This window comes from Nocardia rhizosphaerihabitans (assembly GCF_014646295.1).
Lineage (GTDB): Bacteria > Actinomycetota > Actinomycetes > Mycobacteriales > Mycobacteriaceae > Nocardia > Nocardia rhizosphaerihabitans.
Genome location: NZ_BMNE01000002.1, coordinates 484601 through 508140 on the forward strand (window position 1 = coordinate 484601; position 23540 = coordinate 508140).

Genomic DNA, 23540 nt, shown 5'->3' on the forward strand with positions numbered 1-23540 from the left:
TCACGCGGATTTGTCAAGGGCGACAGGCCGCCGCGCCCCACTGCTTCGGGCCGTCCTCGGCCACGCCGGGCGCGACCCTCTCAGTGCGTTCTCAGTCGATCACGGCAAACTGAGCACATGCGCATTCTGGTAGTCGACGACGATCGCGCCGTGCGGGAATCTCTGCGCCGGTCGCTGAGCTTCAACGGCTACACCGTCGACCTCGCGGTCGACGGCATGGACGCATTGGAGAAAGTCACCGCGGCCAGGCCCGATGCCCTGGTTCTCGATGTGATGATGCCCAGACTGGACGGTCTGGAAGTGTGCCGCAGGCTGCGCAGCACCGGCGACGATCTGCCGATTCTCGTTTTGACCGCGCGCGATTCGGTCTCCGAACGCGTCGCGGGCCTCGATGCGGGCGCCGACGATTATTTGCCGAAGCCTTTCGCGTTGGAGGAATTGCTGGCGCGTTTACGCGCGTTGCTGCGTCGCCGGGCGCCCGACCCGGGCGAAGCATCGGAAGCGATGGTGTTCGCTGACTTGTCGCTGGATCCGGTGACACGTGAGGTCTCGCGCGGCGAACGCGCCATCAGCCTCACCAGAACCGAGTTCTCGTTGCTCGAGATGTTGATGGCCAATCCACGCCGCGTGCTCACCCGCGGGCGCATCCTCGAAGAGGTCTGGGGCTACGACTTTCCCACCTCGGGAAATGCGCTGGAGGTCTACATCGGCTATTTGCGGCGCAAGACCGAGGCCGACGGCGAGGAACGGCTGATCCACACCGTGCGCGGCGTCGGCTACGTGCTGCGCGAGACTCCTCCCTAGGCGGCGGGCATGGCACACAAGGAACCCGTGGTCGCGGTCTTACGGCGGCCGCCCGACGGCGGCGAGATGCGGCCGCCGATGCCGCTGACCCGCTCGGTGTCGCTGCGCTGGCGGGTGACGCTGCTGGCGGCGTCGGTGGTGCTCATCGCCGTCGCGGTCACCTCGATCGCGGCCTACGCGATGGTGGCGCGGGCGCTCTACGCCGACGTCGACGCCCAGCTCGAGGCGCGCGCGGCGACGATGATCAACAACAACTTCGAAACGCTCGGTTTCCAGACGATCGTGCTGGCCGGGCTGTTTTCCAACGATGTCGGCGTGGCGCTGATCTACGCCGACCACAAGCCGTACATGCCGCCGCAGCAGACGATTCCGCCGGTGGGCGCCCAGGAACTCGCCGTCGCCGACGGCAAGTACAGTTCCTCGCTGCGCACCGTCGGCGACCAGCGGGTCCTCGCGGCGCGCACGCACAGCGGCGCGACGCTGATCATCTCCCAGAAGCTCTACCGCACCAGGGAGGTGCTCGACCGGCTGGCGTGGCTGCTGTTCGTCGTCGGCGCCTGCGGCGTCGTGCTCGCCGCTGCGGCCGGCACCGCGGTGGGCCGCACCGGCCTGCGCCCGATCGCCCGGCTGACCGCGGCCACCGAGCGCGTCGCCCGCACCGACGACCTGACCCCGATCCCGGTCACCGGCGACGACGAACTGGCCAGGCTCACCGACAGTTTCAACACGATGCTGCGGGCGCTGGCCGAATCGCGCGATCGCCAGCGCAGGCTCGTCGCCGACGCGGGCCACGAACTGCGCACCCCGCTGACCTCGCTGCGCACCAACATGGAACTGCTCATCGCCTCCGGTAGGCCGGGCGCGCCCCAGCTGCCCGACGAGGACATGGCCGAGCTGCGCGCCGATGTGGTCGCCCAGATCGAGGAGCTGTCGACGCTGGTCGGCGACCTGGTCGACCTGGCCCGCGAGGACGCGCCCGAAACCGTCTACGAGCGGGTCGATCTCGGCGAGGTCGCCGAGCGGGCGCTGGAGCGGGCCCGCCGCAGGCGCACCGGCATCACCTTCACCGCCGAGCTGCGTCCCTGGTTCGTCTACGGCCACGAGGCCGGGCTGGAACGCGCGGTGCTCAACGTGCTCGACAACGCGGCGAAATGGAGTCCCGGCGACGCCGAGGTGCGCATCACCATGCGCCCGGCCGGGCCCGGCCTGCTCGAACTGGCGGTGGCCGATGCCGGTCCCGGTATTCCGGCGGGGGAGCGCGAGCTGGTCTTCGAGCGCTTCTACCGCACGACCGCCTCGCGCTCGATGCCCGGCTCGGGGCTGGGGCTGGCGATCGTCAAGCAGGTGGTCACCAAGCACGGTGGCACGATCGCGGTCGACACCTCCGACCGCGGCGGCACCCTGGTCCGGATCGTGTTGCCCGGTGAGGCACCGGTGGTTCCGGACGATTCCGAGGCCGGACCGGTGTGATCGGCCGCGGAGTCTCGGCGAACTGACGGGGCGATCTCAGCCGCCTCTCAGTAGCCGTCACGAAGCTGGTCAGCAAGCGTGAGGAGACAAGACACCATGACCGACGATCCCCAGCACCGACCTGCTGACCGGCCCGCCGATCCCGGATCCGGCAGCGCGGACCATCCCGCCGAGGCCCAGCAGCACGGCAGGCAAGCCCCGTACGCCGGCCAGGCGCAGCCGCAGAACCCGGCACAGCCGTTCGGCTCGGCACAGCAGTACGGCGCGCCGGAGTCGCACGGCACCGCTCCGCTGCCTGGCGTGTCGGTATACGGCGCGCCGCACGGTAGCCAGCCGCCTTTCGGGGCACAGCCCGGGCCGTTCGCCGCGGCGCCCGCACAGGCGCCGCAGCGTAGGCCGCTGCGGCTCGGCCTGGTCGCCGGTGCGACCGCGCTGGCCCTGGTCAGCGGTGGCGTCGGCGGTGTGGTCGGCGTGCTGGCCACCGGCTCGGACTCCGCGACGGTGACCAATGCGCTCGATGTCCCCAAGCCCGCGGTCAACAACGCCGTCAACGCGCCGGCGGGCTCGACGCAGGCGGTTGCTCAGCGGGTGCTGCCCAGTGTCGTGATGATCAAGGTGGCCGGTACGCGCGCCTCCGGCGAGGGCTCGGGGGTCGTGTTGTCTTCCGACGGGCTGATCCTCACCAACAATCACGTCGCCGCGGGCGCCGGCGCCTCGGCGAAGATGGAGGTGGTGTTCAGCGACGGCAGCACCGCCCCGGCCACCATGATCGGCGCCGATCCGGTCTCGGATCTGGCCGTCATCAAGGCCTCCGGCAAGAGCGGGCTCACGCCGATCGAACTCGGCACCTCCGACGGTCTCGCGGTGGGTCAGCCGGTGATCGCGATCGGCTCGCCGCTCGGCCTGGCCGGCACCGTCACCACCGGCATCGTGTCCGCGCTCAATCGCCCGGTCTCCACCAGCGGCGAGGGCACGCCCAGCCAGGTCAACCCGGTGATCGACGCGATCCAGACCGACGCGGCGATCAACCCGGGCAACTCCGGCGGTGCCCTGGTCGACGCCCAGGGCAAGCTGATCGGCATCAACACCGCCATCGCCAGCCTCGGTGGCGAAGCGGCGGGTGCGCAGAGCGGGTCGATCGGCCTCGGCTTCGCGATCCCGGTGGATCAGGCCCGCCGGGTCGCCGACGAACTGATCAAGACCGGGCACGCCACCTACGCCCAGATCGGGATCAAGCTGCGGCCGCTGGACACCGCGGCCCGGGTTCTCGAGGTCACCCCGGACGGCCCCGCCGCCAAGGCCGGCATCCCGGCGGGCGCGATCGTCACCCGGCTCGACGACCGGCCGATCGATTCCGGCGACGCGCTGATCGCGGCGGTCCGTTCGCATCAGCCGGGCGACAAGGTGAAGCTCACCTATACCGACGAGCAGGGCGGCAACGCCAAGACCGTCGAGGTCACGCTCACCGCCGCCGCGGCGGAGGGCGGCCGATGATGCGTTCGAGCGCGGCACTGTCGTGTGTAGGCGCTACGGTGATGAGCATGGACATCGATGCTCCCGTGGCAGGGCGTGCACTGGTTGTTGTCGTCGACGATCGGACGGCACATGGCGGCGTGGATTCGCTCGGCCCGCTCGTCACCGAACTGCTCAGCGAAGCGGGCTTCCTCGTCGACGCCTCGGTGACGGTGCAGGCCGAGGAGGTCGAGATTCGCAACGCGCTCAACACCGCGGTCATCGGCGGCGTCGACCTGGTGATCTCGGTCGGCGGCACGGGGATGTCGCCGCGCGATGTCACCCCCGAGGCGACCGCGCAGGTGCTCGACCGCGAACTGCCCGGCATCACCGAGGCGCTGCGCGCGTCCGGCCGGGTGGCCGGCTCGCTGGACGCGGGGCTCTCGCGCGGCGTCGCGGGCATCTCCGGCAGCACCCTCGTGGTGAACCTGCCGGGTAGCCGCGCGGCGATCCGCGACGGCATGGCGACCCTCGGCCCGCTCGCGAGCCGGGCGATCGGCGAGCTCTCCGGATTGGACGAGTGAGGGCAGTGACTTCGCAGGACAGCACGTCGCCGCGCGATCCGGAGGCGGCCAGGCGCAAGGCCGCCGAGGCCGCGCGGCTGGCGCGGATATTCGGCGACGTGCTGCCTGAAACCACCGGCGACGAGCGCGGCGACGGCGGCGGGCGCTCTGATAACGACGAATGGTTACGTTCGCAGGTACCGCCGCATCACGGGTGACCGTACCGTTATCTACGTAGCTGCTACGTAATAAACCCTCACCGAAATGCGGTTTTCGGTGTGATTGCGAACAGGCGACAATTCCTCAGGACCACGCGAAAGCGTGGTCCTTTGTCGTATAAGTGTTCGAAACCGGTGAGTAGCCGACCTGCGGTCCACCCCCGTTGACACGGCGGATCTCGGATGCATTGATGCACGTCAAAGCATGTGGCGATGTGCGCACGTGTGTGGGGGGTCACAATGAAATTTACGAACTCTTTCGTTGCCGGAACGACGGCGCAGCGTTTAATGTTCGCCATCGAGCCATCAACTATTGGCCCCCGCAGTACCCCACTTCTATGCGTTGAACCACCCGGTGGAGCCCTGGCTCGGGTTCGCCACACCGGCCCCGGCCGTATCGTCGAAATAACAGTTGGTTACGTAACGGCAACAAAGGGGCGACACACTGAGCTGGGCCTGTGAGGTCCACCCGTTCGGTCTCGAAAGTCGAGGCCGGCTGCTAGACACCTGATGAGGGGAAGTATGAGCGAGAACCGCACCACCGGTGTGCGCCGCGGAGCCCGTGCCGCGGGCGTCGGCGCTGCCGCGGCCGCCGTGGCCTTCGGCCTGCTGTCGACCGGTGCCGCCAATGCCGACACCTTCGTGCCGTTGCCGGACGGCCAGAAGGTCAGCCCTGCCGGCGTGACCATCACCCGTACGGGTGAGCACGCCCTGATCTCGCCGTCGCTGGCCGCCAACGGCGCGGGCCGCGTCGTCTGGGTCTCGGGCTCCGCGATCGCCGAGGTCGCCGACACCCCCGAGGGCGAGGTCGGCCCCTGGAACGGCCCGACCGGCCGTCCCGGCTCCAACAACTCCTCCACCCACGGCACCTCCCAGCTGAACACCGGCTACATCGTCGGTTGCCAGGTGAGCATCGCCGACGACGCGATCGGCGCCGGTGTGTCCGGTGGCGTGAGCACCGGCGGCGTGAGCGCCGGCGGTTCGATCGGTGTCAACCTGGGCCCGGGCGAGGTCAAGTTCGTCCAGATCAGCTCGAAGGACATCCAGAAGGCCGGCACCTACGCGATCGATTACCAGGACGCCGAGATCGAGATCCAGGGCTGCGCCGGTTACGCGCAGGCCCGGGCGTACACCGTGGTCGAGATCATCGGCGACCACTACTCGAAGACCACCCTCTACGGCATGCCGTTCAGCATCGGCTGACGTCTTTCGAACTGTACGAATCTTCTTCTCGCTGCGGCGAACTCAATCCTCGAGGGATGAATCCAATGATCAACCGTAAGTTCATGGCGCGGATGGCGGGCGTCAGCGCTGCGGCCACCGTGGCCGTCGGCCTGTTCTCCACGGGCGCGGCCAACGCCGACACCTTCGTTCCGCTGCCGGGCGGACACATCACCAAGACCCTGTCCGACGGCACCGTCGTCGAGATCAGCCTGGTGGGCGAGTCGGCCAACATCAACCCGTCGCTGGGCTCCACCCCGGTCCACCGCAACGCGTGGGTCTCGGGTAGCGCGCAGGTCACCGTCTCCGACGGCGGCAGCGGCAAGATCTTCCCCGGCTACACCGTCGGTTGCCAGGTGAACATCGCCGGCGGCGGTGTCTCCGGCGAGGGCACGGTCGAAAGCGACTGGGAGGGCAACGCTTCCGGTGGCGTCGGCACCGGCGGCGAGCTCTCGCTCGGCCCCGGCCAGGCGAAGTCGTTCTACGTTCTCGACATCGAGAAGGCCGACGACTTCGGCAGCGAGTCGCACGGCAAGTCGAACAAGTTCAAGAACGGCAGCGGCTCGGTGACCTGGTCGGACACGACCATCGGCCTGACCGGCTGCGCCGGCTACGCGCAGGCTCGTGCCTTCGTGAGCGTCGAGGTCGAGACCGACAACGTCATCAGCTGGGTGACCCTGTGGGGTCAGCCGTTCAGCCTGGGCTGATCTGTTCGATACCCGAACACACACGGGCCGGTCGCTTCCGCGACCGGCCCGTGTCGTTGTGCCCGCACCGAATTCGCGCTGGACTTTGCCGGGCCGCCTCATTATGTTTATGGCGAATTGACTGTCCGACAGTCAGTGTCGCCACGAGTTTCGTGATTTTCAGCTTCTCGATTCACCTCCCGGCTGGGCGTTACCCGCCCTGTTGCCAGCGGTGCGGTCCGCGGACCCGCCTGGGCTGGGTCCGGGCGCAGCACAGATATCGACCTCGACGGTCGAGGTCGATTTTGCGTACACCTCGAGGGGAAGTATGAGCGAGAACCGCACCAACCGTGTGCGTCGCGGCGCTTTCGGCGCCGGCGCCGCAGTGGCCGTGACGATCGGCCTCCTGTCGGCCGGTGCTGCCAACGCGGACACCTTCGTACCGTTGCCGGACGGTGAGAAGCTCGGCCCCGGCGTCACTCTCTCCCGGACCGGTGAGCATGCCGTCATCTCCCCGTCGCTGGCCGCCAACGGTGCGGGCCGCGTCGTCTGGGTCTCCGGCAACGCCAGGGCCGATGTGCAGGTCACACCGGAGGGCGAGATCGGGCCGTACAACGGGCCAACCAACCGCCCCGGCTCCAACAATTCCTCGACACACGGTGCCTCGCAGCTGAATACGGGGTACATCGTCGGTTGCCAGGTGAGCATCGGTGACGAGGCGATCCGCGCCGGTCTGCAGGGCGCCATCTCGACGGACGGACCGGGTGTGTTCGGGTCGTTCGGACTCGACCTCGGCCCCGGTGAGGTGGCGTTCGTCCAGATCGACGCCAAGGACATCCTGAAGCCGGGCGTCTACTCGGTGGAGTACCAGGACGCCGAGATCCAGATCCAGGGCTGCGCCGGCTACGCCCAGGCGCGCTCGTACTCGGTGGTCGAGATCGTCGGCGACCACTACTCCAAGACCACCCTGTACGGACAGCCGTTCAGCATCGGCTGATCGCGCGGCCGAACCGAAACTCTCGCTAGTTCACACGAATTCACCCTCGAGGGGTCAACTGTGATGATCAACCGTAAGAGCATGGCGCGCGCGGCCGGTTCCGTCGCCGCGGCGACCATGGCAGTGGGTCTGCTGTCCACCGGCGCGGCCGATGCCGACACCTTCGTTCCGCTGCCGGGTGGTGAAATCACCAAGGTGCTGTCCGACGGCACCGTGGTCAACATCAAGATGGTCGGCGAGTCGGCCACTATCAATCCGTCGATGGGATCGACGCCGGCACACCGCAATGCGTGGGTGTCCGGTAGCGCGCAGGTGTCGGTGTCCGGTGACGGCGGCGGCAAGATCTTCCCCGGCTACACCGTGGGTTGCCAGGTCAATATCGCGGGCGGCGGGGCGAGGGCCGAGGGCGAAGCGGCGACCGGCTGGGAAGGCGAGGCGGAGGCCGCCGGGGCAGCGGGCGGCGAACTCACCCTCGGCCCCGGCCAGGCGCGATCCTTTTACGTCCTCGACCTGGAAATGCCCGACGACTACGGCAACGAATCACACAAGACCCGCAACGCCTTCCAGGGCGGCAGCGGCTCGGTCACCTGGGCCGACGAGACCATCGGCCTGTCCGGCTGTGGCGGCTACGCGCAGGCGCGTTCGTTCGTGAGCGTCGAGGTGGAGACCGACAATGTGATCAGCTGGGTCACCCTGTGGGGCCAGCCGTTCAGCCTCGGCTGAGGCACTGAAACAGACTCCAGCCCAACGAGATCGGGGCGAGTCCTCCGGGACCTGCCCCGATCTCGCTGCGTACGGGGCTCAGTGCTTGTGCTCGCCGTCGCTTGCGGCCGGTTCCGTGAGCATGCCGTGCTTGCCGTTCGACGTGGTGCCCTGCTGAGCCAGCAGATCCCGGATCTCGATGAGCACCTCGCTGTCGGAGAGCTTCTCGTCCTCCTTGGAGAACCGCTTCTTCGCCATGGTCGCGGGCAGGACGAGGACGAAATAGAGAATCACGGCGATCATCAGGAAGTTGATGAACGCGGTGATGATCGGCCCGATCTCGATGAAGGTGGCCGGTTTGCCGGCGACGAGCTGGACGCCGAGCCCCATCTCGTTGGATCCGCCGAAGACCGCGAGCAGCGGGTTGACGATCCCGCTGGTGAACGCGGTGACGATGGCGACGAACGCGGTACCCATGACGACGGCGACCGCCAGGTCGATCACATTGCCGCGGAGCAGGAAGTCCTTGAAGCCTTTGAGCATGCCGATATCTCCTTCGTTTCGGAGCCGGCCGGAGGCACTGTGCTCCTTGATCGAATGATGTGAACGGTCGTGCTGTTTGTGTGATGCTAACCAGAGCTCTGGCAATTATCTCGCGAACTGTGCCGGGGGCGCAGTGGCGGTCCGGGCCAGGAGTGTCAATGGAAGACGACGGTGAGCGCGGTGCGCAGCGAGGCGCCGGCCACCGCGGTGGCGTATTCGGCGCCCAGCGCGACCAGGACCACGCGTTCCGCACCCGAGCGTCGCTCGCCCGTCGCGGTGACGAGCACGACGGCGGCATCGGTGGCCAGGGTGCGGGCGGGTTTCGTCGCACCAGGGCCGCCCGCGTCCTCGACGCCGACGACGTCCACCCGATCGCCCGCGCGCAACACATCGGCGACCGCGGAATCGGCTAGCCGGATGGGCACGATCCGTGCGTCGGTGCTGCCCGCCGCGGCGGCGGCCAGGCGCGGGCCGACCACGCGCAGATCGGTGAAGGTCTCCCCGGCGCGCATGGCGCCGGTGAGCGTCGCACCGAGCAGGGGAGCGGTCTCGGTGGCGGAACCCGAAGGCAGCGAACGGGATTCGTGATGATCGACGCGCAGATCGTCGGCGGTGAGCAGCCTGCCCGGTGCCAGATCGCGGGCGGCGACCACGACGGCGCGGCGGGAATCACCGGGATCGCCGCGGACGAACATCGCCAGCGCGAGCAGGGCCAGCACCGCTGCGGCGATGCGGCGCGCGAGCAGGGCATCGGCCCACGCGGGGCGATTACCGAGGGCGAAACGCCAGGAACTGCCACGTCCCAGATCGGCAAGACTGCGAGTCATGCTCCGAGCCTAGGAGCGTGGCAGTGGGGAACAGCCCCCGAAAGTCCAGGTTGTGGACAACTACGGGGCTGTGGATAACTCCGGAAGGATCAGCTGGCGGCGGCGGGCGCCGAGCTCGTGCTCGCCGCGGGAGTGCTGGTGCCGCTGCCGTTGGAATCCGAGGACGTCTTGGCGGGCTCGCTCGCGGTGGACGCGCCACCACGGCTGTCGGTGCGGTAGAAACCGCTGCCCTTGAACACGATGCCGACCGAGTTGAACAGCTTCCGCAGCTTCCCCGTGCACTGCGGGCATTCCGTCAGTGTGTCGTCGGAGAAGGACTGAACGATGTCGAAGCGGTTGTCACACTCGGTGCACGCGTATGAATAAGTTGGCACAGGATCCTCCGCAAGTCTCGTCGATCTAGCACTCTACCGCCGACACTGCCAACGTCGCGAATCGCCGTTTCATTCCGGCGAAACGGGCAGCTCATGGCCCAGTTCACGCAGTCCGCCACCGGGCGTCACCGCCCAGCCCATCCGCCGGTCGTGTGGTTCTTCCGGCAGCCGGTCGACGAGTTCATTATCCCGCACGACGGCGATGAGCCTGGTGCCGTCTCCGACGGCGCCCAGTGTCCGGTCGTAGTAGCCCGCACCGCGCCCGAGGCGCACCCCGCGCAGATCCACCGCGAGCGCGGGAACAAGGACCGTCGTCGCGGTGGCGACGGTGTCCGGCGGCAGGGTCGCTGTCGTCGGTTCGAGCAGCCCGAAGCGGGCCTTGCGCAGGGAATCGGGGCCCTCGTAGCGCGCCCAGCTCAGCGGTCCCGGCTCCCCGGTCACCGGCAGCAACACCGTGGCGTTGCGCACACACAGCGCGTCGAGCATGCGCAGATCGCCGGGTTCGCCGCGGATCGGGACATAGGCGCAGACGACATCGTCGGCCCCGGCCAGCGGCTCGATCGCCGTCGCCAGCTCGGCCGCTTCGCGTGCGTGCTCCGCTGCCCCGACCAGGGCGCGCTCGGCCAGGATATGGCTGCGCCAGGCATATTTGGTGCGCTCACCGGGCATCTCCACAGCGACCACCCTAAGCTCTTGCCGACGCCGGATCGTCGCGACGGGCGATCGGACGGCACGCTGAATGGATAGGGTATGCGCATGACAGACAAGACTTCCGGTTTCCGCACTGCGGTGGTACCCGCGGCCGGACTCGGGACGCGGTTTCTGCCTGCCACCAAGACGGTGCCCAAGGAATTGCTGCCGGTGGTCGACACCCCCGGCATCGAGCTGGTCGCCGCCGAGGCCGCCGATTCCGGCGCGGATCGGCTGGTCATCGTCACCTCGCCGGGCAAGGACGGCGTGGTCGCCCACTTCGTCGAGGACCTGGTGCTGGAGAGCACCCTGGCCGAGCGCGGCAAGTTCGCGCTGCTGGAGAAGGTACGCAAGGCCCCCGGCCTGCTCGATGTGACCTCGGTCGTCCAGGAGGAGCCGCTCGGCCTCGGGCACGCGGTCGCCCAGGCCGAATCGGTGCTCGACGACGACGAGGACGCCATCGCGGTGCTGCTGCCCGACGATCTGGTCCTGCCGTGCGGGGTCCTGGAGACGATGAGCCGGGTGCGCCGGGAGCGCGGTGGCTCGGTGCTGTGTGCCATCGACGTGCCGAAGTCGCAGGTCAGCGCCTATGGCGTGTTCGACGTGGAGGACCTGACCGAGGGCGCCGAGGCCGACGTGCTGCGGGTCAAGGGCATGGTCGAGAAGCCGGACCTGGCCGACGCGCCGTCGACCCTGGCGGCCGCGGGCCGCTACCTGCTCGACCGCGTGATCTTCGACGCACTGCGCCGGATCGAGCCGGGCGCGGGCGGGGAACTGCAGATCACCGATGCCATCGCCCTGCTGATCGCGGAGGGACACCCGGTCCATGTGGTCGTCCACCGTGGGTCGCGCCACGATTTGGGTAACCCGGGCGGCTATCTTCGAGCTGCCGTCGATTTCGCCCTCGAGCGGGAGGAATATGGTCCGCAACTGCGCGAGTGGCTGAAGTTCCGGCTGAGCCCGGAGTGGGACCCCCAGTCTCCGAACGCGTAAGCGCGGCAAGCGGTAGTACACAGGCAGGCAGTCGCCGATAGACACAGGAGCTCGATGCGCTCGGTTGAGGATCAGCTGATCAAGGTCACCGCGGCCGCGGTCGCACCCAGGCCGGTCCGGGTGGCGATATCCGAGGCCCAGGGTTTGCTGTGCGCGGAAGACGTCGTCACCGAACGTCCGCTGCCCGGCTTCGATCAGGCCGCCATCGACGGTTACGCGGTGCGCAGCGTCGACGTGACCGCCGCGGGCACCGATGTGCGCGACGAGGAGGGCGAGCTGATCGACCTCACCCTGCCGGTGGTCGGTGAGGTGGTGGCCGGTTCGCGTCAGCCGATCCGGTTGCAGCCGCGCCAGACCGTGCGGGTCGACACCGGCGCTCCGCTGCCGACGCTCGCCGACGCGGTGCTGCCGCTGGAATTCACCGACGGTGGCCGCGCCAGGATCAAGGTTTTCGAGCCGGTCCGCTCGGGCGACTACGTCCGCCGGATCGGTGACGACGTGCAGCCCGGTGACGTGGCGGTCCGCGCGGGCACCATCATCGGCGCGGCCCAGGTGGGCCTGCTCGCCGCGGTCGGCCAGGACAAGGTGCTGGTGCACCCGCGTCCCCGGCTGTCGGTTATTTCCATCGGTGGCGAACTGATCGATATCGATCGCACGCCCGGCCCCGGCCAGGTCTACGACGTGAACTCCTACGCGCTGGCCGCGGCCGCGCGCGACGCGGGCGCCGATGTGAACCGGGTCGGCATCGTCAGCGCCGATCCGCGCAGGCTGCGCGATGTGGTCGAGGGGCAGTTGGTGCGCTCGGAGGTCGTCGTGATCGCCGGTGCGGTCGGCGGCTGGGCCTCGGAGCAGGTGCGCGAGGCGTTGGACGGGCTCGGTGAGCTCGAGGTGGACCGGGTGGCCATGCATCCGGGTTCGGTGCAGGGTTTCGGCAGGCTCGGCCGCGACGAGGTGCCGACGTTCCTGCTGCCGTCGAATCCGGTGAGCGCGCTGGTGGTCTTCGAGGTGATGGTGCGTCCGCTGATCCGGATCGCGCTGGGCCGCAGGCAGCCGATGCGCCGAATCGTCAACGCCCGCACCATCACTCCGGTCTCCTCGATGCCGGGCCGCAAGGGCTACCTGCGCGCGCAGCTGCTGCGTGACGAGGCCACCGGCGACTACCTGGTGCAGCCACTCGGCAACGGCAACGGCGGGTCCTCGCACCTTTTGGCGACGCTGGCCGAGGCGAACAGCCTGATCGTCGTCGAACCCGACGACACCGATTTCCGGACCGGTGACGAGGTCCGGGTCGCGTTCCTGGCGCAGCGCGGCTGAAACGTGGAGTCGATGAACGTATTCCGGGCAGGCCAGCATCCCGGATGGCCCGCGCGGCTCGGTCCGGTGACCGTGGCGGCCGGTCAGGTGACCCTGCGGCCGGTGCGTTTTCGCGACGCCGCCGCGTGGAGCCGCATCCGGCTGCGTGACCGCGACCATCTGGAGCGCTGGGAGCCGACCGGGCGCGGTAGCTGGGAGGCGCGCAATCACGCGTCGAACTGGCCGTCGCTGTGGACGAGCCTGAAGGCCGAAGCGCGGCGGGGCGCGATGATCCCGCTGGTGATCGAGGTCGACGGGCAGTTCAGCGGGCAGCTGACCATCGGCAACATCGTGCGCGGTGCGCTGCGCTCGGCCTGGATCGGCTACTGGGTGGCCAAGGACCTCGGCGGTCAGGGTGTGGCGACGGCCGCGCTGGCGCTGGGGCTGGATCACTGCTTCGGGCCGGTCGGCCTGCACCGCGTCGAGGCGACGGTCCGGCCGGAGAACCTGGCCAGCCAGGCGGTCCTGCGCAACGTCGGCTTCCGTGAGGAGGGCCTGCTGCGCCGCTACCTCGATGTGGACGGCGAATGGCGCGATCACCTGCTGGTGGGCTTGACGGTCGAAGAAGTCATGAGCACCGTGGTGGACCGCCTGGTCAGGGAGGGTCGAGCGGCGCTGCCGTGAAATTTCTGTTACTCATGTGGCAGGTGTGCACGGCGCGCCTGCCCCGCGGGCAGGCGCGCCCGAATTAACCTACGGACGTCGGTAGTGCGTCCACAGATGGACAAAACGCAGGCGGAGACGGGAGGTGATGACCGCGATGCCGAATTCGATCCTGTGGATCGGACTTGTCGTGCTCTGGGTCTTCGTCCTGTTTCCGATCCTGGCGGACCGGCATCCCCGGATCCGCCGCACCACCGATGCCGCACTCGCCACGCGCGTGCTGCACCGTGGCGGGGCCGAACGACGGATCCGCATCGGGGCGGCAGGCGGTCACGAGAGTGACCCCGACTACCGGCCCCGTGTGCTGAGCAAGCGCCCCCACCGTACTGATTCGGAGGATCGGATGACGACATCGGCCGACGAGCCCGTCACCGAAGCTGACGACGAGAAGCTCACCCCCGCACCGGAACTCGAGGCCGCGGCCGAGACCGAGGTCGACCTCGGCGATGACGCGGCGGGCGATGAGCCCGAAGAGCGCGCCGAGACAGCCGATTCCGCGGATGCCGAACTCGATGACCCCGCGGCGGAGCCGGACCCGGACACCACCGAAGGCGACGACGAGGCCGACCCGCCGGTCGCCGCGCGCATCCCGCCCGCGCCGCCCGCCCGCCTCGAAGACGTCACCGAAGACGTCACCGAGGATGCCGACGACTTCGACGAGGACTTCGTGCCGAGCAGGCGCGGCCGCGGCGGCTACGACCCCGAGGCCGACGCCATCGCCCGCGCCGCCCGCTACAGCTTCCGGCAGCGCGCCGTCCTCGGTCTCATCATCGCCACCATCCTGTTCGCCGCGTTCGGCCTGCTGCTGAACTCGATGTTCTGGTGGGCGTGCGGCCTGTCCACGGCCGTGTTGGTCGGCTACCTGGCCTACCTGCGCAAGCAGGTCCACGTGGAGGAGGAGATCCGCCGCAGGCGCGCGGCCCGCCTCACCCGTGGCAAGCGCCGCGAGGCCACCGCCACCCCAGAGGCCGCCACGACCCGGCGCACCATGGACCGCGACACCGCCCGCGCCCTGCGCCGCCGCTCCACCCTGCTCGACACCGACGACGAGGACCCGATGTTCGAGCACCTGGAAACCTTCGATCCGGCCACCGCGCGCGCCCTACGCACCCGGGTCGAAGACCTCGGCCGCGCAGTCGGCGAGTAACTGGTCGAACCACGCATAACAGCAGGTCAGAGTACCGATTCGGTATCCGGGCGCAACGCCTGATACAGTGTCACAGCGCGGTTCGCCAGAGCCGCACGGGGCTATAGCGCAGTTGGTAGCGCGTCTCGTTCGCATCGAGAAGGTCAGGGGTTCGATTCCCCTTAGCTCCACTCCCCAGAAATCCCCAGGTCAGCAACCTGGGGATTTTTGCATTAGCCGGGAGGAGTGCACCGCACATGCCGACGGTCGGAAGAGTTGCCGAGCTGAAAGAACTGGCCGCGCTCGTGGACGGACCCGATGACCGCAGCGGCATCCTGATCGACGGGGAACCCGGAATCGGAAAGTCCTCGCTGGTCGACGAGACGGTGGCCATGGCGGCCGCGGCGGGGTTGCGGGTGCTGCGGACCACGGGCGCGGAAGCCGAACACGGCCTCGCCTATGCGGGGCTGCATCGGCTGTTGTACCCGCTGCGGCACGCGTTCGATGCGCTCCCCGCGCGCCAGTTCGATGCGCTGACGACCGCTTTGGGCATCTCGGACGTCGCGAGCGAGCCGAGCCCGCACCTGGTGGGGCTCGCCGCCCTGACGCTGCTGGCGGATGTGGCGGCCGAAAGGCCGCTGTTGGTCGTCGCCGAGGACGTGCACTGGCTCGATCCCGCCAGCGCCGAGGTCCTCGCCTTCGTCGCGCGCCGCATCTACTCCGAACCTGTCGCGCTGCTCGCGACCGTGCGCGACGGCACGAGCTCACCACTGCGTGAGGCCGAACTGGCCGCGATGCGGCTCGGGCCGCTGACCGATGACGACGCGAACGCGCTGCTCGACAGCACCGCACCGGACCTGCCCGCCCAGCTTCGCCGCCGGGTGCTGGCCGAGGCGCACGGAAACCCGCTCGCGTTGACCGAACTGCCGACGGCCGCGGCGGATCTCGCCGAATCCACCCAGATCATCCCGTTGACAGAACGACTGGAGCGGGCGTTCTCGGCGCGCGGCGCGAAGCTGCCGGAGCGCACCCGGTCGGTCTTGCTGGTCGCGGCGCTCGACGATGGCAATGCCGTCACCGAAACCCTCGCTGCCGCGGGGATTCTCCTGGGAACCGAGGTGGAGGCCGATATTCTCGCCCCTGCGGTGGCGGCCCGGTTGATCGATATCCGTTCCGGCACAGTGATGTTCCGTCATCCACTCGTCCGCTCGGCCCTCGTGGCGGCGGCGACTGCCGAACAACGCCGCCGGGCGCATCTGGCGATCGCCGACCTGCTCGCGGAATCCCCGGATCGGCAGGTGTGGCATCGGGCGGCGGGCACGGCCGGAGCCGACGAGGAAGTCGCCGCGGCACTCGAGGACGCCGCCGAACGATCCCGGCACCACGGCGGGGCGATCGCGGCGCTGGAACGGGCCGCGTCGCTCAGCGCCACGCCCGGCCGACGCGCGGATCGTCTGCTGCGCGCGGCGGAGCTGGCCATCGACGCCGGTCGTCGCGAGACGACCGAACGACTGGTCGACGCCGCGCGTACGCTTCCCCTCACGGCCGGGCAGGAGGCCACCGCGAACTGGCTGGCCAGCGGGTTCGACGACGGAATGCGCGAAAGCCCTGCGCGCATCGGTGAGCTCGCCGTCCTCGCTGCCTCGGTGGCCGCGAACGGGTTTCCGGATGCCGCGCTGCGGATCCTGTGGGGAGCTGCCGCGCGGTGCTTCTGGTCCGAACCCGGACCCGATACCCGGCGCGCGGTGCTCACGGTCGCCGATACCTTCGGCATCCCCGACGGCGATCCGCGCAAGCTCGCGATCGACTCGATCGTGGCCCCGTTCGAACGCGGCGAACAGGTACTCGGCCACCTGCGGGCGCTGGCCGCGACCACCGGACGCGAGACCGAGGTCGATCACTTTCTCAGCAGCGCGGCCTACCAGGTCGGTGCTTTCGATCTCGCCGCGCATTTCGCCGGCGCGGCCGCGCCCGGATTCCGTGCCGCCGGGCAGCTGGGGTTGTTGACCAGGGCACTCGCGATCCAGGCTTGGAGTCTGGCCCGGGTCGGTGACCTCGCCGCCGCCGCGCCGATCGCGGCCGAGGCCGCGGCTTTCGCGCTGGAGACCGGGCAGCCGTTCATGCACGCGTCAGCCATCGGCGTGCAGGCCGAAATCGCCGCGCTGCGAGGGGACTACACGCAGGCCGCAGCGCTCGTGGCGGACACCGAACGGATCGGACTTGCCGCCGCCGTGCGGCCCGTGCTGGCCACCGTGCAGCTCACCCGAGGACTCATCGCGCTCGGTGAGGGCCGCTTCGATGACGCCTTCACCGATCTGGTCCGTATCCACGATCCGCGCGACCCGGCGCATTCACCGGCGCTGGCCGCGTATTTCCTCACCGAACTCGCCGAGGCCGCCGTCCGCGCCGGGCATACCGACGCCATGACCGAACTGCTACGCGGGCTGGAACCCGCGGCGGCAGCCACCTCCTCGCCCGCATTGCACATCGGAATGCGCTACGCCCGAGCGGTTCTCGCCGGTGACAACGCCGCAGAGCTGTTCGCCACGGCGCTGGCGGCGGATCTCACCGGCTGGCCCGCCGAACGCGGCCGCTTGCATCTCGCGTACGGCGAGTGGCTGCGGCGACAGCGTCGGGTCGTGGAATCGCGCACCCATCTGCGCACGGCGCGCGAGGTTTTCGATGCCCTCGGCTTCACCGCGTGGAGCGAACGGGCTCGCCTGGAACTGCGCAGCGCCGGCGAGTCGAGCCCGAATCGCGACCCGGATGCCAGGGAACGGCTCACCCCGCACGAGCTGAGCATCGCGCAACTGGCGGCACAGGGGCTGACCAATCGGGAGATCGGGCAGCGGCTCTACCTGTCGCACCGGACCGTCAGCACACACCTGCACCGGATCTTCCCGAAGCTCGGAATCAGCGCACGTGGGGACCTCGCGGCGCTGCTGCCCGCCCTGGACGAAACGGCCGGTTGAGCGACACCGATTACGTCATCCGACGCTCGCGGCGGGGTCGGTGCGCTGCCTAGCGTCGATGACATGGACATCAATCGACGACGGCTTTTCGGTGGAGCGCTCGCGGCGGGCGCCGCCGGCCTGGCCGCGACTTCCCTCGGCGCCTGCGCCACCGACGCCGCCACGGCGCCCGCGGGCGCCACACCCGGCGCGGCCCTGCGAGCGGGATCGGGGGCCAACACGAGCCTTGGCCCCATCAAGAAGATCGAGGCAGGCGTCCTCGAGGTCGCCTACGCCGAGTTCGGGCCGGTCACCGGACAGCCCGTGATTCTGCTGCACGGCTGGCCCTACGACGCCTACAGCTTCGCCGATGTCGGCCCGCTGCTTGCCGAGGCCGGATACCGGGTGCTCGTCCCGTTCCTGCGTGGCTACGGCGAGACCGCCTTCCTGTCCGCGCAGACCGTCCGCAACGGGCAGCAATCGGCCATCGCGCGCGACATCATCGACTTCATGGACGCCCTGCGCATCGACAAGGCCGTCCTCGGCGGATTCGATTGGGGCGCGCGCACGGTCGACATCGTCGCCGCGCTGTGGCCACAACGCGTCAAGGCGATGGTCGCGGTGAGCGGATACCTCATCACCCGGCTGGCCGCACAGCAGCAGCCGTTGCCGCCCGAAGCCGAACTCGAGTGGTGGTATCAGTACTACTTCGCCACCGAACGCGGACGCCTCGGATACACCCGTAATCGCCACGATTTCAACAAGCTCATCTGGCGGCGTGCCTCCCCGGCCTGGGATTTCGACGAAGCCACCTACCGCCGCAGCGCCACCGCCTTCGACAATCCCGATCACGTCGACATCGTCATCTCCAACTACCGGTGGCGGCTGAGCCTGGCGCCCGGCGAACCGCAATACGACGCCTACGAACAGCAACTCGCCGCAGGCCCCGCCATCTCCGTGCCCGCCATCACCATCAGCAGCGATTTCGACGGCGCGGCCAAAGACGGCAGGGGATACCGCGACAAGTTCACCGGCAAATACGAGCATCGCGTCTTCGACGGCATCGGGCACAACGTCCCGCAGGAAGCGCCGAAGCCGTTCGCGCAGGCGATCATCGACGCCGACCGGCTGTGAATATCCGGCTCCGGGCGCTCGGCGTGCCCGGAGCCGGACGTGGTCACAGGCCGGCGCGCGCCTCGATGCGGCCGCCCGGCTCGAGCTCGACGACAGTGTCGATGCCGATTCTGCGCAGGAACGGGTAGTCGTGGCTGACCACCAGGATCGAGCCGCGATAGTCGGCCAGCGCTTCGACCAGTTGCTCGACACTGGAGATATCGAGGTTGTTGGTCGGCTCGTCCAGAATCAGCAGCTGGGCGGGCGGGTCGGCGAACAACAAGCGCGCCAGCGAGACCCGAAAGCGTTCACCGCCGGACAGCGTCGACACGGGCCGTTGCACGCTGCTGCCGCGCAACAGCAGACGGGCCAGCTGGTTGCGGATGGTGGCCGGTGCGGTGGTGGTGGCCACGGCCCCGACATTGTCGAGCGCGCTGGCTCGCTCGTCCAGGTTGTCCAGACGTTGCGGCAGATACCCCACCCGGTCGGTGAGCAGCCTGCCTCGCTCCGGGTCGCGACCCGCGAGCAGGTTTTCGATCAGTGTCGTCTTGCCCGCGCCGTTGGGGCCGATCAGGGCGACGCGTTCCGGGCCCTGGATGACGACGCGCCGGTCACCGTCGCGCAGTTCCGCGATGCGCCGGCTGCGCGGCACATCGGGATCGGGCAGTTCGAGATGGATGTGCTCGTCGCGGCGGACCCGCGACGACGCGGAATCCAGGACATCTTGGGCCGCACGGACTTTCGCATCCAGCGTGCTGCGCATGCCCCCGGCCGAGCTTTGCGCCCTACTGGCCCTGTTGCCCGCGAGAATCCGCGGAATTCCCCCGTCCCGCTGTGTCGCCCTGGCGGTGCGCTCGCGTCTGGCGAGCTTGGTCTCGGCCTCGATCCGCTGCCGCTTCTCGACCTTCAACGCCTGTTCGGCGGTTCGAGCCGCCTGCGCGGCCGCCGCTTGCTCCTGGTCGACGTACTGCTGCCAGGCGCTGTAGGGCCCGCCGAACACCTCCAGCGTCGCGGCCCGCAGTTCCGCGGTGGCGTCCATCCGCTCGAGCAGTTCGAGATCATGACTGACCACGATGAGCGTGCCCGGCCACGAATCCACGAATTCGGCCAACTTGGCACGGGTTTCGCGGTCGAGGTTGTTGGTCGGCTCGTCGAGCAGGGTGATCGGCGTGCGCTGGATCCGCAGCCCGGTGATCGCGACGAGCACCGCTTCACCACCGGAGATCTCGTCGACCCGGCGGTCCAGATCGGTGGCGCTGAAACCGATGTCGTGGAGCGCTTCGTCGGCGCGGGATTCGATGTCCCAGTCGTCGCCGATCGTCTCGAAGTGTTCGTCGCCGGTCCGGCCGGATTCGATCGCCCGCAGGGCCGCGAGCTTGCCGGCGATACCGAGCAATTGCGCGACGGTGGCATCGCGACCGAGGGTGAGCGTCTGCGGGAGGTAGCCCACCGGGCCGGTGGTTTCGATGCGCCCGGACGTCGGCGTCAGAATCCCCGCGATCAGCCGCAACAGCGTCGATTTCCCGGCGCCGTTGCGGCCGACCAAACCGGTGCGCCCGGTGTTCAATGTTGCGTTGAGCCCGGACAGCGCGACAGTGCCGTCGGGCCATTCGAAGGACAGATTCCGCAGCGTGATGGCAGCGGACATGGATGTGGACATGGATGTGGACATGGGTCGTCGACTCTTTCCTGCTCGTGAACGAGCGGCCGCAAGTTCGCGCCGTGGTCGAACCATCGGCGCGTGATTCGGAACTGTGCGGAGCCAGGCGAAGGCGAGAATGTGTGATCGGAAGCGCCGCCTTCGACTGGGCGGCTAGATTCTGTCGACTTCCTCGATGAGCACGTGGCCACCCTAGCAGCGGTCTCAGACGGTGATGGTCTGGTATTCGGTGTACTGGCCGAGGCCGACGGCGCCGTATTCGCGGCCGATTCCGCTGGCCTTGAAACCTCCGAAGGGACCGTCGAATCCGACCGGCGCACCGTTGACGGTGACCGTGCCTGCCCGGATTCGGCGGGCCACGGCAACCGCCGCCGCCTCGTCCGCCGACCACACGCCACCGGAGAGGCCGTAGTCGGAATCGTTGGCGATGCGGATCGCGTCATCGATGTCGTCGTAGGCCATGACGACCAGGACGGGGCCGAAGATCTCCTCCCGTGCGATGCGCATGGCAGGGGTCACGTCGGCGAAAACCGTCGGTGTGACATAGAAACCGTCCCGCAGCCCGGGTGGCAGCTGCGGGCCACCACAGACCAGGCGCGCGCCTTCACCGATGCCGGCCTCGATGTAGTCGCGGACCCGCTGCTGCTGATCGCCGCGGACCATCGGCCCGATGAAGGTTTCCGGGTCGCGTGGGTCACCGACCGGCAAGGACTCGACCAGCGCGCTCAGCGCCGCGACCACCTCCCCGTAGCGGGAGCTCGGGGCGAGGATCCGGGTGTGGGCGATGCAGGACTCGCCGTTGTTCAGCAGCGCAGCGAACTTCAGGCCCTGCATCACCACGGTCAGATCGGCGTCGGGCAGGATCACCGCCGCCGATTTGCCGCCCAGTTCCAGACTGACCCGTTTGAGCTGGGAGCCGGCGATGGACGCGATCCGGCGGCCGGCGCCGGTCGAGCCGGTGAACGCGATCTTGTCCACCAGCGGATGGGAGATCAGGTACTCGCTCGTATCCCGTTCGGCGGGCAGCACACTGAGCACGCCGTCCGGCAGCCCGATGCGATCCATCAGCTCGGCCAGCAGCCCCATGCTCAGCGAGTTCTCCGGAGATACCTTCAGCACCACGCAGTTTCCGGTGAGCAAGGCGGGCAGCAGCTTCGATGTCGCGGCGGAGAAGGGCGAGTTCCACGGGATCACCGCGGCCACCACGCCGACCGGTTCGCGCCGTACCACGCTGCGCACGCGCGCATCCGGGTCCGACGGAGTGAGCGTGCGCTCCCAGTCGAAATCCTCGGCGGCCGCGAAGTAGGCGTTCGCCTGCCGGGTCAGACCGGCCTGGCCTGCCTGGGTGAACCAGGTGGCCGAACCGTTTTCGGCGGTGATGAGCGCGGCGATCCGGTCGGCCTGTTCCTCGCGCAGCCGGTTGAACCGTCGAAACATCGCGATTCGCGCGGCGGCCGGGGTGTCGCGCCACTCGCGGCTGTCGAACGCCGCCTGCGCCGCCGCCACCGCGCGGTCGATATCGGCGGGCTGGGCCTGCGCGGCTGCGCCGAGGAGCGATCGGTCGTGCGGGGACAGGATCTCCAGGAGCGCCGGTTCGCTGGGTTCGGTCCACGATCCGCCGATGTAGAGCTGCTCGTAGGTGATCATCCGGCTTCCCCCGGTGCGGCCGAGTTCTGTTGGTCGCGATAGGTTTCCAGCAACCGCAGCCAGACCTCGCTGATGGTGGGGAACGCGGGCACCGCATGCCAGAGCCGGTCGATCGGAACCTCGCCGGTGATGGCGATGGTGGCCGAATGCAACAGTTCGGCGACGCCAGCTCCGGCGAAGGTGGCGCCGACGATCACCCCGCGCTGCGGGTCGATCAGCACCCTGGCCCGTCCTCGATAACCGGGATCGTGCTGGATCGCGCCCGCGACCCGGCCGATGTCGTAGTCGACCACATCTACCACTCGCCCGGTGCGGGCGGCGTCCTCGGTGGTGAGTCCGACCGCCGCGATCTCCGGGTCGGTGAACACCACCTGCGGCACCGCTTCCAGGTCGGCGGTTCCGGCATGCGGGCCCCACTTGCCGGTGTCCAACGTCGCGCCCCGCGCTCGGGTAGCGATGACCGCCCCGGCGATGCGGGCCTGATATTTGCCCTGATGGGTGAGCAGCGCACGGTGATTGACGTCGCCGACCGCGTACAGCCACGCGCCGTCGACCGCGGTCACGGTGAAGGTGTCGTCGGTGTCCAGCCACCGACCGGGCGTCAGGCCGACGGTCTCGATGCCGAGGTCCGCGGTGCGTGGTGCGCGTCCGGTCGCGAGCAGGAGCTCGTCGGCGACCAGCCGGGTGCCGTCGGCGAGGGTGAGGTGGACGCCGTCGTCGGGGCCGCCCGCTCGTTCCGCCGCGGTGATGGTGGTACCGAACCGCAGTTCCACACCGGCCTCCCGGAGCCGCTCGGCGACCAGGTCCGCGGCGAATGCCTCGACCCGGCCGAGCAGCCGCGATTCGCGAGCGATGAGGGTGACCCGCGCACCGAGTGCCTGCCAGGCGGTGGCCATTTCGACGGCGACCACCCCGGCGCCGAGAATCGCGAGCCGACGGGGAACGTCCCCGGCAGCGGTGGCTTCGCGGCTTGTCCACGGTCGCACCGTATCCAAGCCCGGTAGTGGCGGCAGTGCCGCCGACGTGCCGGTGCACACCGCCACCGCGTGCCGTGCGGCGAGCCGCACGGCGCCGCCCTCGGGCGTATGAACTGTCACCTGCCGCGGTCCCGCGAGGCGGCCGTGGCCGCGAATGAGGTCGACCTGCGCGGAGTCGAGCCAGTCGACCTGGTCCCGGTCGTTCCAGTCGGCCACCATGCGGTCACGGTGTTTCAGTACCGCGGGCACGTCCAGACGGCCGGTCACCGCGCTGCCGACGCCGGGGAAGCGGGCGGCCTCGCGATAGAGCAGAGCTGGACGCAGCAGGGCCTTGCTGGGTTCGCAAGCCCAGTAGGAGCATTCGCCGCCGACCAGTTCGGATTCGACGATCACGGTACTCAGCCCGGCGGCGCTTGTCCGGTCGGCGACATTCTCGCCGACCGGCCCGGCACCGATGACCACGACATCGTAGGTACGAGTTTCCTTCTCGGACATGGGTTCGCCTTCGAT

The 23540-nt window shown here is 69.2% G+C and carries 22 protein-coding genes and 1 tRNA gene; 16 read left to right on the forward strand and 7 right to left on the reverse strand.

Annotated features, from left to right (window positions below; genetic code table 11):
- Positions 1-117: 117 nt before the first annotated feature.
- The 9 genes from IEY60_RS08615 to IEY60_RS08655 all read left to right on the forward strand — a co-directional run bounded on the left by IEY60_RS08615 (position 118) and on the right by IEY60_RS08655 (position 8134).
- Positions 118-804 carry a response regulator transcription factor gene (locus tag IEY60_RS08615; RefSeq protein WP_189025881.1) on the forward strand — a complete coding sequence of 229 codons (687 nt, stop codon included), beginning with the start codon at positions 118-120 and terminating at the stop codon, positions 802-804.
- Between the two features lie 9 nt (positions 805-813).
- Complete coding sequence (locus IEY60_RS08620; RefSeq protein ID WP_189025883.1) at positions 814-2274, forward strand: sensor histidine kinase; 1461 nt, start codon at positions 814-816, stop codon at positions 2272-2274.
- Between the two features lie 96 nt (positions 2275-2370).
- Positions 2371-3768 carry a S1C family serine protease gene (locus IEY60_RS08625; protein WP_229739652.1) on the forward strand — a complete coding sequence of 466 codons (1398 nt, stop codon included), beginning with the start codon at positions 2371-2373 and terminating at the stop codon, positions 3766-3768.
- Positions 3765-4310, forward strand: a complete 546-nt coding sequence (locus IEY60_RS08630) for a MogA/MoaB family molybdenum cofactor biosynthesis protein (protein ID WP_373291682.1) — start codon at positions 3765-3767, stop codon at positions 4308-4310. The genes IEY60_RS08625 and IEY60_RS08630 overlap by 4 nt, the downstream gene beginning before the upstream one ends.
- Before the next feature lie 5 nt (positions 4311-4315).
- A complete protein-coding gene (locus IEY60_RS08635; RefSeq protein ID WP_189025885.1) occupies positions 4316-4507 on the forward strand; it encodes a hypothetical protein in 192 nt (63 codons plus the stop codon).
- Positions 4508-5029: 522 nt separating this feature from the next.
- Positions 5030-5710 carry an MspA family porin gene (locus IEY60_RS08640; protein ID WP_189025887.1) on the forward strand — a complete coding sequence of 227 codons (681 nt, stop codon included), beginning with the start codon at positions 5030-5032 and terminating at the stop codon, positions 5708-5710.
- A 65-nt stretch (positions 5711-5775) separates the two neighbouring features.
- A complete protein-coding gene (locus tag IEY60_RS08645) occupies positions 5776-6435 on the forward strand; it encodes an MspA family porin (protein WP_189025889.1) in 660 nt (219 codons plus the stop codon).
- A gap of 307 nt (positions 6436-6742) precedes the next feature.
- The gene (locus IEY60_RS08650) at positions 6743-7411 is read left to right on the forward strand and encodes an MspA family porin (RefSeq protein WP_189025891.1); all 669 of its coding nucleotides are present in this window, start codon (positions 6743-6745) and stop codon (positions 7409-7411) included.
- 63 nt (positions 7412-7474) lie between these two features.
- Positions 7475-8134 (forward strand): MspA family porin, encoded by a 660-nt coding sequence (locus IEY60_RS08655; RefSeq protein WP_189025893.1) that lies wholly within the window; start codon positions 7475-7477, stop codon positions 8132-8134.
- Between the two features lie 78 nt (positions 8135-8212).
- On the opposite strand, the gene mscL is transcribed toward IEY60_RS08655, so the two are convergent.
- The 4 genes from mscL to IEY60_RS08675 all read right to left on the reverse strand — a co-directional run bounded on the left by mscL (position 8213) and on the right by IEY60_RS08675 (position 10526).
- Positions 8213-8656, reverse strand: coding sequence for a large conductance mechanosensitive channel protein MscL (gene mscL, locus IEY60_RS08660; RefSeq protein ID WP_189025895.1), 444 nt, complete (start codon positions 8654-8656; stop codon positions 8213-8215).
- A 155-nt stretch (positions 8657-8811) separates the two neighbouring features.
- Positions 8812-9483, reverse strand: coding sequence for an SAF domain-containing protein (locus IEY60_RS08665; protein ID WP_189025897.1), 672 nt, complete (start codon positions 9481-9483; stop codon positions 8812-8814).
- 89 nt (positions 9484-9572) lie between these two features.
- A complete protein-coding gene (locus IEY60_RS08670; protein WP_189025899.1) occupies positions 9573-9857 on the reverse strand; it encodes an FmdB family zinc ribbon protein in 285 nt (94 codons plus the stop codon).
- Between the two features lie 69 nt (positions 9858-9926).
- On the reverse strand, positions 9927-10526 hold the full coding sequence (locus IEY60_RS08675; protein WP_189027401.1) for a 5-formyltetrahydrofolate cyclo-ligase: 600 nt from the start codon (positions 10524-10526) through the stop codon (positions 9927-9929).
- Positions 10527-10613: 87 nt separating this feature from the next.
- On the opposite strand from IEY60_RS08675, the gene IEY60_RS08680 reads away from it, so the two are divergent.
- From IEY60_RS08680 to IEY60_RS08710, 7 genes are all read left to right on the forward strand, one after another.
- Positions 10614-11540: a UTP--glucose-1-phosphate uridylyltransferase gene (locus tag IEY60_RS08680; protein WP_189025901.1), complete on the forward strand. Its 927-nt coding sequence runs from the start codon at positions 10614-10616 to the stop codon at positions 11538-11540.
- Positions 11541-11594: 54 nt separating this feature from the next.
- Positions 11595-12854: a molybdotransferase-like divisome protein Glp gene (gene glp, locus IEY60_RS08685; protein ID WP_189025904.1), complete on the forward strand. Its 1260-nt coding sequence runs from the start codon at positions 11595-11597 to the stop codon at positions 12852-12854.
- A 12-nt stretch (positions 12855-12866) separates the two neighbouring features.
- Positions 12867-13517 (forward strand): GNAT family N-acetyltransferase, encoded by a 651-nt coding sequence (locus tag IEY60_RS08690; protein ID WP_189025906.1) that lies wholly within the window; start codon positions 12867-12869, stop codon positions 13515-13517.
- Between the two features lie 136 nt (positions 13518-13653).
- Positions 13654-14703: a divisome protein SepX/GlpR gene (gene sepX, locus IEY60_RS08695; protein WP_189025908.1), complete on the forward strand. Its 1050-nt coding sequence runs from the start codon at positions 13654-13656 to the stop codon at positions 14701-14703.
- A 97-nt stretch (positions 14704-14800) separates the two neighbouring features.
- Positions 14801-14873: transfer RNA gene (locus IEY60_RS08700), tRNA-Ala, on the forward strand.
- 66 nt (positions 14874-14939) lie between these two features.
- Positions 14940-17654, forward strand: a complete 2715-nt coding sequence (locus IEY60_RS08705) for an ATP-binding protein (RefSeq protein WP_189025910.1) — start codon at positions 14940-14942, stop codon at positions 17652-17654.
- Between the two features lie 63 nt (positions 17655-17717).
- Positions 17718-18767, forward strand: coding sequence for an alpha/beta fold hydrolase (locus IEY60_RS08710; protein ID WP_189025912.1), 1050 nt, complete (start codon positions 17718-17720; stop codon positions 18765-18767).
- Between the two features lie 43 nt (positions 18768-18810).
- On the opposite strand, the gene IEY60_RS08715 is transcribed toward IEY60_RS08710, so the two are convergent.
- From IEY60_RS08715 to IEY60_RS08725, 3 genes are all read right to left on the reverse strand, one after another.
- On the reverse strand, positions 18811-20418 hold the full coding sequence (locus tag IEY60_RS08715) for an ABC-F family ATP-binding cassette domain-containing protein (RefSeq protein ID WP_373291683.1): 1608 nt from the start codon (positions 20416-20418) through the stop codon (positions 18811-18813).
- Positions 20419-20610: 192 nt separating this feature from the next.
- Positions 20611-22053, reverse strand: coding sequence for an aldehyde dehydrogenase (locus IEY60_RS08720; RefSeq protein WP_189025914.1), 1443 nt, complete (start codon positions 22051-22053; stop codon positions 20611-20613).
- Complete coding sequence (locus IEY60_RS08725; RefSeq protein WP_189025916.1) at positions 22050-23525, reverse strand: dihydrolipoyl dehydrogenase family protein; 1476 nt, start codon at positions 23523-23525, stop codon at positions 22050-22052. Before IEY60_RS08725 ends, IEY60_RS08720 begins: the two co-directional genes overlap by 4 nt.
- Positions 23526-23540: the final 15 nt, after the last annotated feature.

Bases quoted from the DNA above. Each gene is read 5' to 3' on its own strand.
- IEY60_RS08615 (WP_189025881.1), top strand. From the start codon at position 118: ATGCGCATTCTGGTAGTCGACGACGATCGCGCCGTGCGGGAATCTCTG.
- IEY60_RS08620 (WP_189025883.1), top strand. From the start codon at position 814: ATGGCACACAAGGAACCCGTGGTCGCGGTCTTACGGCGGCCGCCCGAC.
- IEY60_RS08625 (WP_229739652.1), top strand. From the start codon at position 2,371: ATGACCGACGATCCCCAGCACCGACCTGCTGACCGGCCCGCCGATCCC.
- IEY60_RS08630 (WP_373291682.1), top strand. From the start codon at position 3,765: ATGATGCGTTCGAGCGCGGCACTGTCGTGTGTAGGCGCTACGGTGATG.
- IEY60_RS08640 (WP_189025887.1), top strand. From the start codon at position 5,030: ATGAGCGAGAACCGCACCACCGGTGTGCGCCGCGGAGCCCGTGCCGCG.
- IEY60_RS08645 (WP_189025889.1), top strand. From the start codon at position 5,776: ATGATCAACCGTAAGTTCATGGCGCGGATGGCGGGCGTCAGCGCTGCG.
- IEY60_RS08650 (WP_189025891.1), top strand. From the start codon at position 6,743: ATGAGCGAGAACCGCACCAACCGTGTGCGTCGCGGCGCTTTCGGCGCC.
- IEY60_RS08655 (WP_189025893.1), top strand. From the start codon at position 7,475: ATGATCAACCGTAAGAGCATGGCGCGCGCGGCCGGTTCCGTCGCCGCG.
- mscL (WP_189025895.1), bottom strand. From the start codon at position 8,656: ATGCTCAAAGGCTTCAAGGACTTCCTGCTCCGCGGCAATGTGATCGAC.
- IEY60_RS08665 (WP_189025897.1), bottom strand. From the start codon at position 9,483: ATGACTCGCAGTCTTGCCGATCTGGGACGTGGCAGTTCCTGGCGTTTC.
- IEY60_RS08675 (WP_189027401.1), bottom strand. From the start codon at position 10,526: ATGCCCGGTGAGCGCACCAAATATGCCTGGCGCAGCCATATCCTGGCC.
- IEY60_RS08680 (WP_189025901.1), top strand. From the start codon at position 10,614: ATGACAGACAAGACTTCCGGTTTCCGCACTGCGGTGGTACCCGCGGCC.
- glp (WP_189025904.1), top strand. From the start codon at position 11,595: ATGCGCTCGGTTGAGGATCAGCTGATCAAGGTCACCGCGGCCGCGGTC.
- IEY60_RS08690 (WP_189025906.1), top strand. From the start codon at position 12,867: ATGAACGTATTCCGGGCAGGCCAGCATCCCGGATGGCCCGCGCGGCTC.
- sepX (WP_189025908.1), top strand. From the start codon at position 13,654: ATGCCGAATTCGATCCTGTGGATCGGACTTGTCGTGCTCTGGGTCTTC.
- IEY60_RS08705 (WP_189025910.1), top strand. From the start codon at position 14,940: ATGCCGACGGTCGGAAGAGTTGCCGAGCTGAAAGAACTGGCCGCGCTC.
- IEY60_RS08710 (WP_189025912.1), top strand. From the start codon at position 17,718: ATGGACATCAATCGACGACGGCTTTTCGGTGGAGCGCTCGCGGCGGGC.
- IEY60_RS08715 (WP_373291683.1), bottom strand. From the start codon at position 20,418: ATGTCCACATCCATGTCCACATCCATGTCCGCTGCCATCACGCTGCGG.
- IEY60_RS08720 (WP_189025914.1), bottom strand. From the start codon at position 22,053: ATGATCACCTACGAGCAGCTCTACATCGGCGGATCGTGGACCGAACCC.
- IEY60_RS08725 (WP_189025916.1), bottom strand. From the start codon at position 23,525: ATGTCCGAGAAGGAAACTCGTACCTACGATGTCGTGGTCATCGGTGCC.